Genomic DNA, 14,468 nt, shown 5'->3' with positions numbered 1-14,468 from the left:
GCCGCCCCGCGGAACAACTGAGATTAGTGGAAAACACCGCAGACGGTCACCAGGGGTAACGAAGGAGATCGCGTGGAACTCTCCGTAGTGATGCCATGTCTGAACGAGGCCGAAACGGTCGAGACCTGCGTCCGCAAGACCATCGGCTTCTTCGAGGACAACGGCATCGACGGCGAGGTGGTCATCGCCGACAACGGCAGCACCGACGGCAGCCAGCAGCTGGCCAGGGACGCGGGCGCGCGGGTCGTGCCGGTGATCGACAAGGGCTACGGCAACGCCCTCATGGGCGGGATCCGGGCCGCGCGCGGGACGTACGTCGCCATGGGCGACGCCGACGACTCCTACGACTTCACCACCCTCGGCCCGTTCCTGGACGAGTTGCGCGACGGCGCCGACCTCGTGATGGGCAACCGGTTCAAGGGCGGCATCGCCGACGGCGCCATGCCGCCGCTGCACCGCTACCTCGGCAACCCGGTGCTCAGCTTCGTCGGCCGGCTGTTCTTCGGCAGCAAGATCGGCGACTTCCACTGCGGCCTGCGCGCCTTCGACAAGGACGCGATCATGCGGCTCGGCCTGCAGACCGGCGGCATGGAGTTCGCCAGCGAGATGGTGGTCAAGGCCACGCTGCAGGGCTACGACATCCGCGAGGTGCCCACCACGCTGTCCCCGGACGGCCGGTCCCGGGCCCCGCACCTCAACACCTGGCGTGACGGATGGCGTCATCTGCGCTTCCTCATGCTCTACAGTCCCCGCTGGCTGTTCCTCATCCCCGGATTGGTCTTCATGACTCTCGGCCTCGTCGCCGGGATCGCGCTGTCGACCGGCCCGGTCACCGTCGGGGAGATCGCCTTCGACGTCGACACCCTGGTCGGCGCGTCCGCCGCCCTCGTGATCGGCTTCCAGGCGGTGCTGTTCGCGCTGCTCACGAAGGTCTACGCGATGCAGGAGGGGTTCCTCCCGCACGACCGGCGGGTGCAGAAGATCATCGACTGGTGGAGCCTGGAGCGCGGCCTGCTCATCGGCGGCCTGCTCGCCCTCGCCGGCCTCGGCGGCCTCGTCGCGTCGCTGCTGCACTGGCGGGTCAACAACTTCGGCGAACTGGACCCGCGGCACTCGCTGCGCATGGTCGTGCCCGCCGCCACCGCGCTCGTCATGAGCTTCCAGGCGATCTTCGCCTCGCTGTTCGTCAGCATCCTCGGCATCCGCCGCCGCCAGCACCCGCCGCTCACCGACCCGGCGGAGGAGGCCGCGGGCGTCGTGGACGCCGCCGCCCACAGGGCCCGGCGCGCCGCCGAGCAGGCCGGGCAGGCCGGGCAGGCCGGGCAGGCCGGGCAGGCCGAGCAGAGCGGCACGGCGGAGAAGAGCGGCAAGGGCGGGAAGGCCGGGAAGGCCGGGAAGACCGGCAGGGCCGAGGAGAAGGTGTCCGCCCGCCCGGGCGACGCGGCCCCGGCCGAGGACGGCGACGGCGCGTCCGGGCGCTGACGCATGCGCCCATACTGAGAAGTTGCCGAGCGTTTCCAGGCCGCGATCGGGCGCCCCGTCCCCACTGTGACAGGCTTGTCCAGCAATGGATCTTCGTTCACCGACCCGTCGCGCGCGGCGCGGCGCGCGCCGATGAGCGCCCGTCCGCCGGCGGGCGCGCAGGCCGCGGCGCGGTCCGCCGCGCGGCCGCCGGTCGCCCCCGCCGAGCCGCGCGACGTCCCGTCCCGGGCGGGGCGCCGCCGCTGGGCCTGGCTGTTCGTGCTCGGCTGGGCGGCGCAGGTCGCGCTGCGGCTGTGGCTCGGCTCGGGGCAGACGATCCCGGTGGCGACGCCGGACGAGTCCGGATACCTGTTCGCCGCCCGCGTCCTCACCGGCGGCCCCGACGCCGACATGTCGTTCGGGACGGTCTACCGCGGCGGCTACCCGCTGCTGCTGCTCCCCGCGGTCTGGCTCGGCGACGGCCCCGTCGCCGTCTACCGGGCCGCGCTCGTCATCAACGCGCTGCTCAGCGCGCTGATGCTGCCGCTCGGCTACCTGCTGCTGCGCAGGCTGCGGGTGCGGCGGCGCTGGTCGTACGTGTTCGCGCACGTCACCGCGCTGCTGCCGTGCGTGCTGTTCTACTCCGCGTTCGTGCTGACGGACGCGATCCTGCCGGTCCTGTTCACCGGCTGGCTGCTGCTCGCCCACGCGTGGCTGACCGCGCCCGCGAAACCGCTCGGGCGCCGCGTGTCCGTCCGGGCGCTGCTGTGCGGGGCGGGGGCGTCGGCGCTCGTCGCCTACGCCGCCACCTGCCATACGCGGGGCGCGATCCTGCTGGCCGTGCAGGCGGCGCTGATCCTCGCCGCGCCGGTGTTCCGGTGGCGGTCGTGGCGGAACGCGTCCGCCGCCGCGCTGGTCCTCGCCGCGGCGACGGCCGCCGGGATGCTGCTGAACCGGTCGCTGCTGCCGAACATGTACCCGTACGGCGACAACGATCTCGGCGGGAACGTCGTCCGGCGGCTGACCACCCACGACGGGTGGGGCTGGATGCTCTCGCTCGGCACCGGCCAGGTCTGGTACCAGGCCGTCGCGACCGGCGGGATCGCGGCCGTGGGCCTGCTCGCGGTCGCGGCCGCGGTGGTCCGGCCGCCGATCATGCTGCCGGGCTCGCCGGGGCGGACGCGGGCGCTCGGCCTCGCCGTCCTCGCGATCGTGGCGGGCATCGCGTTCGCGACCTCGGCGGCGCTGCCCGTCGAGTACCGCATCGGCAACTACGTGTACGGCCGCTACCTCGCCTGCATCACCCCGGTCCTGTTCGCCGTCGGTGTCGCCGTGCTGACGCGCGCCCCGGCACGGACGCTGCTGCGGGCGGCGTCGGCGGCGGCCGCGCTGACCGTCGCGGCGGCGTGCGTCGTCCAGTGGTACGCGGGCGACCTGCTCGGCCAGTACACCTACACGGCCTACGACTTCCCCGAGACGTCGCTGCTCACCTGGGACTGGACGTCGTTCCGCCTCTGGCACGCGACGCTGACCGGCCTCGTCCTGCTGGGCCTGTCGGTGGCGGTCGCGCGGCTGCGCCGGCACGGCCCGCTGCTGCTCGCGGGGCTGCTCGCCGCCGTCGCGGTCGCCATGTGCGCCACCGCGATCGACCGGATCGCGCAGCCGCTGGTGCGCGCCGAGACCGCGCACACCGACCTGCGCGACCGCGTCGACCTGCGCGCGCAGCGGTCCATCGCCGTCGACTGGAACGTCCCGTGGACGCTGCGGCTCTCGCAGTTCTACTGGGCCTGGTGGAGCGACGGCAGCGTCTTCGACGCCCGCTGGACCGCCCCGCCGCAGAACGTCGACATGGTCGTGCTGGCGTGGCCGAAGGACGTCCCCGCCACCGCGTCCTGGCCGAAGGGCGCCCCGCCCGGCTGGCACGTCGCCGACAGCCGCCGCACCATCCAGGGCGACTGGGTCGCCTGGACCCGCTGACCCCCGGCGGAGCTACTCCTCAGGGGGAAGGGGCGGCGGGTTCCACAGCTGCAGGACGCCGTCGGAGGACCGCCACCTGAGCGTCCAGCCCTCGGCGGGGGACGGCCGCCAGCCGGCCGCGATCTGCGACTCCATGCCGCGCCACCGCGTGTAGAGCATCGGGCCCTCCATCGCGTCGCGCGGGATCTGCGGCATGTAGTGCGGCCAGTCGCGGATCTCGCCGCGCCACACCGGGTCGCCCCACATGTCGCGGGTGTAGAAGGTGAGGGTCTGCGCGAGCCGCCGGTCGGCGGTGATCAGCGTGATGTCGCGGTGGTGGCCGAGGTAGCCGCGCAGCTCGTTCCACGCCTTGTCGCGCGGCAGGTCCGGGACGGCCTGGACGGCCGCGACCGCGTACCACCCGCCGAGCGCGACCGCGAGGACGGGCACCGCGACGGTCGTCAGCCGCCACCGCGCGACCCACCGGGCGGGCAGCATCCGGAACATCAGGGTCAGCGACCCGAACCCGCCCGCGAGCAGCGCGGGCAGCACCGCGAACCAGTACCGCTGGAGCCAGGCGCGCAGCGAGATGCTGTTCGGGTCGAGGACGCCGGAGAACAGCGTCAGCGGGACGGCGAGGGCGAAGAACCACACCAGCACCAGCGCGAGGCGCCGGTCGCGGGTGACGGCCCAGCCGACGATCGTGAGGGCGAGCGCGGCGGTGAAGACCAGGCCGAGCGGGTTCCAGTCGTGCATGGCGCGCAGGAACGAGCGGGCGGCGAGCTCCCGGGTCACGTAGTCGCGGGACTGGCCGCCGTGCTCGGCCGCCGACAGCAGCCCGGCGAGGGGGCTGCCCCACACCAGCTGGTTGTGGACGAAGTTCAGCAGCAGGATCGCGAGCATCGGCGCGCCGACCGTGACGTTGCGCCGCCACGGGATCCGCAGCAGCGCCAGGTAGGCCGGGATCGCGAGGAACAGGAACGCCAGGAACTCGCGGACGAGGAACGACGCGCCGAGGAACACCCCGGCGGCGAGCAGCAGCCGGGTCTGCGCCCGCCCGGTCCGGCGGCTCGCGACGACGAGGCCCGCCATCCCGATCGCGAACAGCCCGGCGCCCGGCATGTCCGGCAGCATCACCCCGGTCGACCAGGTGATCTCGTGGCCGAACGGGTTCGTCATCGTGAAGAACGGGTGGACCAGCAGGACCGCCGCGGACGCGACGCCCGCCACGTCCCCGAACAGCGACCGGACGACCAGGTACGTCCCGGTGAAGAACAGGATCCCGCCGAGCGCCGCCACGGTGAAGTAGGCGGCCTGGCCGGGCCCGAGGACGTCCTGGACGAGCCGCGCCGGCAGCACCAGCCCGATCCGGGTGACCTGGTGGGGGACCTCGTCGAACGGCCACTGGGTGAGCGGGATGTCCGGCCAGTCGCGGGCGGCGAGCCACACGTAGTACGGGTCGAAGTACAGCGGCGGCACCATGACCACCCACTGGGCGAGCACCGCGGACGCCGCGACCAGCAGGGACAGCCACACCACCCGGCGCGTCCGGCGCACCCGGCCGAGCACCCGCGCGGCGCGGCGGCCCCGGGGCGGCGCGTCCGGTCCGGCCTCGTTCGGCGACCGGCCGACGGCCTCGTCGGACGTGGTCTGGGCCATGCCTGGGCTCCCCCGCCTCCGCTGATCAACCTGCCCCGGAACCCGGACCAGGTTACTCGCGTGCCGCGGCCTCCGTGACGCGACTACCCTTGATTGCATGTCCTCGTCAAGCCGTCACATCTTGACCGCGCCCGCATGGCCGTACGCCAACGGGCCCCGTCACATCGGGCACGTCTCCGGATTCGCGCTGCCCGCCGACATGTTCAGCCGCTACCAGCGGATGGCGGGCAACAAGGTCCTGATGGTCAGCGGCACCGACGAGCACGGCACCCCGATCCAGGTGCAGGCCGACAAGGAGGGCGTGACCGCCCGCGCGCTGGCCGACCGGTACAGCTCCGTGATCGCCGAGGACCTGCACGGCCTCGGCATGACCTACGACCTGTTCACCCGGACGACGACGCTGAACCACTACGCGGTCGTCCAGGAGGTCTTCAAGGGCCTGTACGACAACGGCTACATCTTCCCGACCAAGACGATGGGCGCGATCTCGCCGTCCACCGGCCGCACCCTCCCGGACCGCTACATCGAGGGCACCTGCCCGATCTGCGGGTACGACGGGGCGCGCGGCGACCAGTGCGACAACTGCGGCAACCAGCTCGACCCGATCGACCTGATCAACCCGGTGTCGCGGATCAACGGCGAGACGCCGAAGTTCGTGGAGACCGAGCACTTCATGCTCGACCTGCCCGCGTTCACCGAGGTCCTCGGCCGGTACCTGCGCGGCAAGCAGGGCCAATGGCGGCCGAACGTGCTGAAGTTCGCGCTGAACCTGCTGGACGACATGCAGCCCCGCGCGATCAGCCGCGACCTCGACTGGGGCGTGCCGATCCCGCTGGACGGCTGGCGCGACAACCCGGCGAAGAAGCTGTACGTGTGGTTCGACGCGGTCGTCGGCTACTTCTCGGCGTCGGTGGAGTGGGCGCGGCGGTCCGGCGACCCGGAGGCGTGGCGCGCCTGGTGGCAGGACCCGGACGCCCTTTCCTACTACTTCATGGGCAAGGACAACATCGTCTTCCACGCCGAGATCTGGCCGGCGATGCTGTTCGGCTACAGCGGCCAGGGCGACAAGGGCGGCACGCCCGGCTCGCTGGGCGCGCTGAACGTCCCGACCGAGGTGGTGTCGTCGGAGTTCCTGACGATGGAGGGCAAGAAGTTCTCCTCGTCCCGCAACGTCGTCATCTACGTGAAGGACTTCCTGGAGCGCTACGACGTCGACGCGCTGCGCTACTACGTTGCGGTCGCCGGGCCGGAGAACCAGGACACCGACTTCACCTGGGCGGAGTTCGTCCGCCGTAACAACGACGAGCTGGTCGCCGCGTGGGGCAACCTCGTCAACCGGTCGGTGAACATGGCGGCGAAGAACTTCGGCGCGATCCCGGACGCGGGCGACCTCACCGACGCCGACCGGGCGCTGATGGAGCGCAGCCGCAACGCGTTCGCGGCGGTGGGCGCCGAACTCGGCCGGTCCCGGTTCAAGAACTCGATCACCGAGGCGCTGGACGTCGTCCGCGACGCCAACAAGTACCTGTCCGACCAGGCGCCGTGGAAGCTCAAGGACGACCCCGAGCGGGTCAAGTCGATCCTGCACACCGCGCTCCAGGTCGTGGACGACGCCAAGACGCTGCTGACGCCGTTCCTGCCGAACTCCTCGCAGAAGGTCTACGAGATGCTCGGCGGCGAGGGCGTGTGGAGCGGCATGCCGCGGCTGGAGACCGTGTCGGAGGACGGCGGGCCCGACTACCGGGTCCTCACCGGCGACTACGCGACCGAGGCGCGCTGGGAGTCGGTGCCGATCAAGCCGGGCGTGCCGCTGGCCAAGCCGGCGCCGCTGTTCAAGAAGCTGGACGCCTCCGTGGTGGACGAGGAACTCGCCAGGCTGGAGAACACGTGACCCGAGACGGGGACGGGCAGGCCGCACGGTCCTACCCGCCGTTGCCCGAGCGCCTGCCCGTGGACGTCTTCGACAGCCACTGCCACCTCGACATCGTCGAGACGCCGGTCGACGAGCAGCTGAAGGCCGCGAAGGCGGCGGGCATCGCGCGGATCGTCACGATCGGCTGCGACCTGCCGTCGTCCCGGTTCGCGGTGGAGGCCGCCGACGAGTTCGACGACGTGTACGCGGCGGTCGCGATCCATCCGAACGAGACGACGGGGATCTCCGACGCCGTCCTGGAGGACGTCGCGCGGCTCGCGGAGCACCCGAAGGTCCGCGCGATCGGCGAGACCGGCCTCGACTACTACCGCGACTGGGCGCCCAAGGACGACCAGCACCGCTCGTTCCGTGCCCACATCGCGATCGCGAAGCGCACCGGCAGGGCCCTGGTCATCCACGACCGCGAGGCCCACGACGACGTGCTCGCGATCCTCGCGGAGGAGGGCGCGCCGGAGAAGGTGGTCTTCCACTGCTACTCCGGCGACGCCCTGATGGCCGAGGTCTGCGCCGAGAACGGCTACCTGATGAGCTTCGCCGGGAACGTCACGTTCAAGAACGCCGAGCCGCTCCGGGCCGCGCTGCGGGCGGCGCCGCTCGACCTCCTGCTCGTGGAGACCGACGCGCCGTTCCTCACCCCGATCCCGCACCGGGGCAAGCCGAACGCGTCCTACCTGATCCCGCACACGGTCCGTGCGATGGCCGAGGTGAAGGGCGTGGACGTGGCGGAGCTGTGCACGGCGATCGCCGCGAACGGGGAGCGCGTCTTCGGCCCCTGGTAGCCCCGGGCGGACCGAACGAGACCGGGGACGCGAGTGCCGTCCGGGGGGCTCGGTGCCGAGGGACGAAGCGTGCCGAATGGTGCTTCTGGGGGCGTTGAGGTGGCGGAGCACGGGCGGCTGCCTCTAATCTCTGGCCCATTGAGCGGGCGCCCCCGAGCCCGGCCCCCTGGAGGAAAACCCCCGTGCTTGCGAACACAGTCCGCCGTACAGCCATGCTTCCGGCCGTCTCCGCCGTGCTGGCCGCGGCGATGCTGGCGACGGCGTGCGGCGGCGACGGAGCGGGCCCGAAGGGCACCTCGCCGGTCGCGGACGCCCCGAAGACCAGCGCCCCCGCGCCGCGCAAGGTCGTCCTCGTGGTCGACGGCAAGAAGACCGAGACGATGACGACGGGCGCCACCGTCCAGCAGGTCCTCGACCAGGCGGGCCTCGCGCTCGGCCCGTACGACCTGATCAAGCCGGCCGTCGACCAGCCGCCGGGCGACGTCGTCAAGATCCTGCGGCTGCTGTCTGAGCCGAAGCTCAAGGTCGTCAAGACGCCCGCCAAGACGATCCGGAAGAACAGCTCGTCGGTGCCGCCGTGGAGCGAGAAGGTGCTGCGCGAGGGCAAGTCCGGCATCAAGATCGTGAAGTGGGCGTACGTCCGGCACAAGGGCAGGAAGGTCCCGAAGATCATCGCGCAGAAGGTGAAGCGCAAGCCGGTCGCGCGGATCCTCGCGGTCGGCCCGAAGTCGGCCGCGACCGGGTCGGCGGCGCGGCTGAACTGGGCGGGGCTCGCCAAGTGCGAGTCGGGCGGCAACCCCAAGTCGGTGAACCCGGCCGGGTACTACGGCCTCTACCAGTTCTCCATGGCCACCTGGGGTTCGGTGGGCGGCAAGGGCAAGCCGTCCGACGCCAGCGCGGGCGAGCAGACCTACCGCGCCCAGCTCCTCTACAACAAGGTCAACGGACGCTGGCAGGGCCAGTGGCCCAACTGCGGCAAGTTCCTGTTCTCCTGACCTCCTCCCTAGCTGAAACAATCGACGGATGGGGGAGACGCGGGGATTGCTCGGGCCGGCGGACGTGCGGGAACTGGCGGCACGGCTCGGCATCCGGCCGACCAAGACGCTCGGGCAGAACTTCGTCATCGACGCCAACACCGTCCGGCGGATCGTCCGGGCCGCCGGGCTGTCCGAGGACGACGCCGTCATCGAGGTGGGGCCGGGGCTCGGGTCGCTGACGCTCGCGCTGCTGCCGGCGGCGCGGCGCGTCGTCGCGGTCGAGATCGACCCGGCGCTCGCCGCCGAGCTGCCCGCCACGGTCGCGGCCCGCGAGCCGGATCTCGCGGAGCGGCTGGAGGTCGTGCACGCGGACGCGATGAAGATCACACGGGTGCCGGGCCCGGAGCCCACGGCGCTCGTCGCGAACCTTCCCTACAACGTCGCCGTCCCGGTCGTCCTGCACCTGCTGGCCGTGCTGCCGTCGCTGCGGACCGCGCTGGTCATGGTGCAGGCCGAGGTCGCCGACCGGATGACCGCCGCGCCCGGCTCCAGGATCTACGGGGTGCCGTCGGTGAAGCTCGCCTGGTACGGGGAGGCGCGCCGCGCCGGAGCCGTCGGCCGGGCGGTGTTCTGGCCGGCGCCGAACGTCGACTCCGGGCTCGTGGCGTTCACCCGCCGCGACCCGCCGGCGACCGCGGCGTCCCGTGCGGAGGTGTTCGCGGTGGTCGACGCCGCGTTCGCGCAGCGCCGCAAGACGCTGCGCGCCGCCCTCGCGGGCTGGGCGGGGTCCGCACCCGCGGCCGAGGAGGCGCTGCGCGCCGCCGGCGTCGATCCGCGGGCCCGCGGCGAAGCTCTGGACGTGGCCGCCTTCGCCCGTATTGCCGAGTATGGTCCTTCACGCCGGGGAGATCGGTTCCCGACCCCCTAGGCGGGCGCTTCCCCGGGGGACGGCCCCAGCGGGGCGGCACAACACCAGCACGAGCCGGAGGTCGATGTGAAGGCGCGTTCGCGGACGGCGCGGACCAGGGTGCCCCGCAGGGGGATGCGGGCGCCCCTCGTGGGGACGGCGCTGCTCGCGACCGCGGGCATGGTCGCCACGGTGGCGGCCGGCTGCGGGGACGGCGCGGGCGCCGCCCCGAAGATCACCACGACGGCGCGGGCCGGGGTCGCGCCGGTCCCGCCGCGGCAGGGCGCCTACTTCGGGGCCTGGGTGCCGCCGGACGAGGGCCGGGGGCCGTCGGCGTCGCCGAGCCCGTCCGGGTCGCCGTCCGGGTCGCCGTCCGGATCGCCGTCGGGATCGCCGTCGGGATCGCCGTCCGGGTCGCCGTCCGGCCGGGACGCCGGCAAGCCCGGCATGGCGCCCATCGCCCGCTTCGAGCAGCGGCTCGGCCGGCAGCTCGACATCGTGCAGAGCTACCGGGGCTGGAAGAGCGAGTTCCCCGGCGACCTGGAGAAGTCCGTCGCCGACGGCAACCGGTACCTCCTGCTGACCTGGGGCGGCGCCGACACCCGGGAGATCGTCCAGGGCAAGTACGACGACCTGATCGCCAAGCGCGCCCGCGCCGTGAAGGCCCTCGGCAAGCCGGTGTTCCTGCGCTGGTCGCGGGACATGGACCGGTCCGCCGCCCAGAAGCGCGTCCACTCCCCGGACGACTTCGTCGCCGCGTGGAAGCACCTGCGGGAGATCTTCAAGCAGCAGAGGGTCGACAACGTCGCGTGGGTGTGGTGCCCCACCGCGCGCGGGTTCGGCGGCGCCGACGCCGGCTCCTTCTACCCGGGCGACGACCAGGTCGACTGGATCTGCGCCGACGCCGAGCCCGGCGGCGACTACGACTACCGCGACCTGTCCGAGGCCGTGAAGCTGTTCATGCAGTGGGCCCGCAAGCACCGCAAGCCCATCATGATCGCCGAGTTCGGGGTGCCGAAGTCCTACGGCACGCGCCGCGCCGAGTGGCTCCGCGGGGCCGCCGAGACCCTGCAGGACCCGCAGGTCAAGGCCGTCGTGTACTTCGACTCCGACGAGCAGGCCGCGAGCGCCCGCGACAAGCGGCACGCCTACTCGGTGACCGGCGACAAGCACGCGATGTCCGCGCTCCGCGAGCTCGCGACCACCCCGTACTTCAACCCCCGCAACCTCCCCGTCACCAGCGGGGGGTAGCGGTCCCGTAGGGTTTCGACCGTGACCGCAGTGACCGTACGCGTCCCCGCCAAGGTCAACCTTCAGCTCGGCGTGGGGCCGATCCGCGACGACGGCTACCACGACCTCGTCAACGTCTTCCACGCCGTCTCCCTGTTCGACGAGGTGACGGCGGAGCCCGCCGGGGAGCTGGCGGTGAGCGTCCGGGCGGCGCCGCACTCCCGGGTGGACGTCGCCGGCGTCCCGACCGACGACCGCAACCTCGCCGCGAAGGCGGCCCGGCTCGTCGCCGCGCGGCTCGGCGTCGAACCCCGGGTCGCGCTGCGGATCCGCAAGGCGATCCCGGTCGCGGGCGGCATGGCGGGCGGCAGCGCCGACGCCGCCGCCGCGCTGGTCGCCTGCGCCCGGCTCTGGGACGACCGGGAGCAGCCCGTCCTGTCCCGCGACGACCTGATGGAGATCGGCGCGGACCTCGGCAGCGACGTCCCCTTCGCCGTCCTCGGCGGCACCGCCGTCGGCGTCGGCCGCGGTGAGCGGCTCACCCCCGCCCTCACCCGCGGAACCTTCCACTGGGTGTTCGCCACCGCCGACGGCGGCCTGTCCACGCCCGCCGTCTACGGCGAGTGCGACCGGCTCCGCCTGGCGGCGGGGGAGGCGGCGGCGTGGCCGGCGGTCTCCGCGGAGCTGATGACGGCGCTCGCCACCGGCGACGCCAAGGGGCTCGGCGGCGCGCTGTCCAACGACCTGCAGGCCGCCGCGCTGTCGCTGCGCCCGTCGCTGCGCCGCACGATCGACGCGGGCCGCGACCTCGGCGCGATCGGCGCGCTCGTCTCCGGCTCCGGCCCCACCTGCGCGTTCCTCGCCGAGGACGCCGAGGACGCCGCCGACCTCGCGGACGCGCTGCACGGCGCGGGCGTCGCCGAGCAGATCGTCCGGGCGTCCGGCCCGGTCCCCGGCGCGACCGTCATCTGACCGCCGTATCGCGGGCCGACGTCCAGCGGTTCTGACGTGCGGTGGCGTGCTCAGGGCGCCAGGTAGGTGCGCTCGGCACACAAGCGAACCTCCCGCGCGCGACGGACGTCCTACTCTCCGTGACAGCGATTCCCTGCCGCACCGATCCCTCCGGCGAGGTGGAGCGATGACGATTCTGTCCGGGCTGCTCGGGCTGGTCGCGATCGCCATGATGGCGACGCTGGCCGTGCTGGCCGTACGCCGCGACCGTGACATACGCCACAACGCACCTGGCGCGACCCTCCGGAACGCTACTGTGCGGGGCCGTGCCGGCGACCGCTCCACGCCGCCGGCCGTCCGCTGACCGGACCGACACGAGAGGCCGGTGATGGAGTCGAGTTCCGGAGGTCTGAGCATGGTGATCCTGCTCGTGCTGCTCCTCGTCCCGGTCCTCCTGATCGGGGCCTTCGTGCTCGTCGTCGTGCTCGTCATCCGCAAGTCGGACGGCTCGGGCACGCCCCCCGCGTACGGTCAGCCGGGCTTTGGCCAGCCGGGGTACGGCCAGCCGGGGTACGGCCAACCCGGCTACGCACAGCCCGGGTACGAGCAGGCGGGGTACGAGCAGGCGGGGTACCCGCAGCCCGCCTACCCGGAGCCCGCGCCGCCACCGCTGCCGCCGCCGTCCGGAGCCGTCCCGTCGGGGGAGGCGGAGACGCCGTCCGACGACCGGCCGGACGCGTCCGGGGGCTGATCGGCGCGGCGGGCCGTACGAGCGGTGCGGCGGGGGCAATAGGGTTGACGGTGCCGTGAATCTGATCAACCTTGAGAACGTCGCCAAGGCCTACGGGCCCAAGCCGCTGCTCGACGCCGTGTCCCTCGGCCTGGACGAGGGCGACCGCGTCGGCGTCGTCGGCCGCAACGGGGGCGGCAAGAGCACCCTCGTGTCCGTGCTGGCGCGCGAGACCGAACCCGACGCCGGGCGCGTCACGCACGCGCGCGGGCTGCGGCTCGGCTACCTGACCCAGCGGGACGTGTTCCCGGAGGGCGCCACCGTCCGGTCCGTGGTGCTGGGCGACCGGGCCGAGCACGAGTGGGCGGGGGACGTCCGCGTCCGCGACATCCTCGCCGGGCTGCTCGCCGACCTCGGCCTGGACGCGCCGCTCGCCGGGATGTCCGGCGGCGAGCGCCGCCGCGTCGCGCTGGCCCGGCTGCTCGTCCCCGAGTCCGACCTGCTGATGCTGGACGAGCCCACCAACCACCTCGACATCGAGGCGATCGACTGGCTCGCCCGGCACCTGAAGGGCCGCAAGGTCGCGCTGCTCGTCGTCACCCACGACCGCTGGTTCCTCGACGAGGTCACCGACCGGACGTGGGAGGTCGTCGACGGCCGCGTCGAGCGCTACGAGGGCGGCTACTCCGCCTACGTCCTCGCCAAGGCCGAACGCTCCCGGATCGCCGCCGCCACCGAGGCCAAGCGGCAGAACCTGCTCCGCAAGGAGCTGGCGTGGCTGCGCCGCGGCCCGCAGGCCCGCACGTCCAAGCCCAAGTTCCGGGTCGACGCCGCGCAGGCGCTCATCGCCGACGAGCCGCCGCTGCGCGACTCGGTCGAGCTGACCCGGTTCGCGACCGCGCGGCTCGGCAAGACGGTCTACGACATTGAGGACGTCACCGTCGACCTCGGCGGCAAGGAACTGTTCACCCGGATGACGTGGCAGCTCGGGCCCGGCGACCGGGTCGGCCTCGTCGGCGTCAACGGCAGCGGCAAGAGCACCCTGCTCCGCCTGCTGGACGGGTCCGTCCGGCCGGCGTCCGGGACGGTCGTGCAGGGCAAGACCGTCCAGCTCGCGCACCTGTCGCAGAACCTGGAGGAACTGGACCCGACCCGCCGCGTCCTGGAGTCGGTCGAGGAGATCCGCCGCCGCATCACCGTCGGCAAGCGCGACTGGACGGCGAGCCAGCTCCTCGAACGCCTCGGCTTCGCCGGGGACCGGCAGTGGACGCCGGTCGGCGACCTGTCCGGCGGGGAGCGCCGCCGCCTCCAGCTGCTCCGGCTGCTGATGGGCGAGCCGAACGTCCTGCTCCTGGACGAGCCCACCAACGACCTCGACATCGAGACCCTCACCGAGGTCGAGGACCTCCTCGACGGATGGCCGGGCACCCTCGTCGTCGTCAGCCACGACCGCTACTTCCTGGAGCGCATCACCGACCACGTCGTGGCGCTGCTCGGCGACGGCCGCGTGTCGATGCTGCCCGGCGGCGTCGACGAGTACCTCGAACGCCGCGCCGCCGGGACCGCGCCGAAGCCGGGCGCCGCGCCCTCCGCCGCGACGCCGGCCGGTCGGCCCGCGGAGACGCCGGCGCCGCCGAAGGCCAAGGGCGGCGGGCAGGACTGGAAGGCCCGCAAGGAGCTCGACCGCCTCGAACGCCGCCTGGAGAAGCTCGCCGGGCAGGAGGCCGAGCTCCACGAGCAGCTCGCCGCGCACGCCACCGACTACGCCAAGCTGCAGGAACTGGACGCCCGGCTGCGGGAGGTCCAGGCCGAGGCCGCCGGCGTCGAGGAGGAATGGCTGATGCTCGCCGAGGATCTCGGCTGACAGGACCCCGGCTGGAGTATC

12 protein-coding genes are annotated in these 14,468 nt (G+C 73.0%); 11 read left to right on the top strand and 1 reads right to left on the bottom strand.

Going from position 1 to position 14,468, the window contains the following annotated elements:
• The first annotated feature begins 90 nt into the window (after positions 1–90).
• Together ABFX46_RS06435 and ABFX46_RS06430 are read left to right on the top strand one after the other, a co-directional pair.
• Complete coding sequence (locus ABFX46_RS06435) at positions 91–1,482, top strand: glycosyltransferase family 2 protein (RefSeq protein WP_346040402.1); 1,392 nt, start codon at positions 91–93, stop codon at positions 1,480–1,482.
• A gap of 75 nt (positions 1,483–1,557) precedes the next feature.
• On the top strand, positions 1,558–3,438 hold the full coding sequence (locus ABFX46_RS06430) for a hypothetical protein (RefSeq protein ID WP_346040401.1): 1,881 nt from the start codon (positions 1,558–1,560) through the stop codon (positions 3,436–3,438).
• Positions 3,439–3,450: 12 nt separating this feature from the next.
• On the opposite strand, the gene ABFX46_RS06425 is transcribed toward ABFX46_RS06430, so the two are convergent.
• Positions 3,451–5,076 (bottom strand): glycosyltransferase family 39 protein, encoded by a 1,626-nt coding sequence (locus ABFX46_RS06425; protein ID WP_346040400.1) that lies wholly within the window; start codon positions 5,074–5,076, stop codon positions 3,451–3,453.
• A 97-nt stretch (positions 5,077–5,173) separates the two neighbouring features.
• Here ABFX46_RS06425 and metG point away from each other — a divergent pair, with 97 nt between their 5' ends.
• The 9 genes from metG (at position 5,174) to ABFX46_RS06380 (ending at position 14,447) form a co-directional block, all read left to right on the top strand.
• Positions 5,174–6,967, top strand: coding sequence for a methionine--tRNA ligase (metG, locus tag ABFX46_RS06420; protein WP_346040399.1), 1,794 nt, complete (start codon positions 5,174–5,176; stop codon positions 6,965–6,967).
• On the top strand, positions 6,964–7,788 hold the full coding sequence (locus ABFX46_RS06415; RefSeq protein ID WP_346040398.1) for a TatD family hydrolase: 825 nt from the start codon (positions 6,964–6,966) through the stop codon (positions 7,786–7,788). The genes metG and ABFX46_RS06415 overlap by 4 nt, the downstream gene beginning before the upstream one ends.
• Positions 7,789–8,000: 212 nt before the next feature.
• Positions 8,001–8,783, top strand: a complete 783-nt coding sequence (locus ABFX46_RS06410; RefSeq protein WP_346040397.1) for a resuscitation-promoting factor — start codon at positions 8,001–8,003, stop codon at positions 8,781–8,783.
• A 28-nt stretch (positions 8,784–8,811) separates the two neighbouring features.
• Positions 8,812–9,693 carry a 16S rRNA (adenine(1518)-N(6)/adenine(1519)-N(6))-dimethyltransferase RsmA gene (rsmA, locus tag ABFX46_RS06405; protein ID WP_346040396.1) on the top strand — a complete coding sequence of 294 codons (882 nt, stop codon included), beginning with the start codon at positions 8,812–8,814 and terminating at the stop codon, positions 9,691–9,693.
• Positions 9,694–9,807: 114 nt separating this feature from the next.
• Entirely contained in the window at positions 9,808–10,923 is a 1,116-nt protein-coding gene (locus tag ABFX46_RS06400) for a glycoside hydrolase family 26 protein (RefSeq protein ID WP_346040395.1), read from the top strand.
• 21 nt (positions 10,924–10,944) lie between these two features.
• Positions 10,945–11,874 carry a 4-(cytidine 5'-diphospho)-2-C-methyl-D-erythritol kinase gene (locus ABFX46_RS06395; RefSeq protein ID WP_346040394.1) on the top strand — a complete coding sequence of 310 codons (930 nt, stop codon included), beginning with the start codon at positions 10,945–10,947 and terminating at the stop codon, positions 11,872–11,874.
• Positions 11,875–12,040: 166 nt separating this feature from the next.
• Positions 12,041–12,217 carry a hypothetical protein gene (locus tag ABFX46_RS06390; RefSeq protein WP_163053480.1) on the top strand — a complete coding sequence of 59 codons (177 nt, stop codon included), beginning with the start codon at positions 12,041–12,043 and terminating at the stop codon, positions 12,215–12,217.
• Positions 12,218–12,268: 51 nt separating this feature from the next.
• Positions 12,269–12,604 carry a hypothetical protein gene (locus ABFX46_RS06385; protein WP_346040393.1) on the top strand — a complete coding sequence of 112 codons (336 nt, stop codon included), beginning with the start codon at positions 12,269–12,271 and terminating at the stop codon, positions 12,602–12,604.
• Between the two features lie 55 nt (positions 12,605–12,659).
• Positions 12,660–14,447, top strand: coding sequence for an ATP-binding cassette domain-containing protein (locus ABFX46_RS06380; RefSeq protein ID WP_346040392.1), 1,788 nt, complete (start codon positions 12,660–12,662; stop codon positions 14,445–14,447).
• Positions 14,448–14,468 lie beyond the last annotated feature (21 nt).

Origin of the sequence: Actinomadura chokoriensis, assembly GCF_039529475.1 — a bacterium.
GTDB lineage: Bacteria > Actinomycetota > Actinomycetes > Streptosporangiales > Streptosporangiaceae > Spirillospora > Spirillospora bangladeshensis.
Note: the sequence above shows the minus strand (reverse complement) of the source record. Positions and strands in the feature narration are given on the sequence as shown.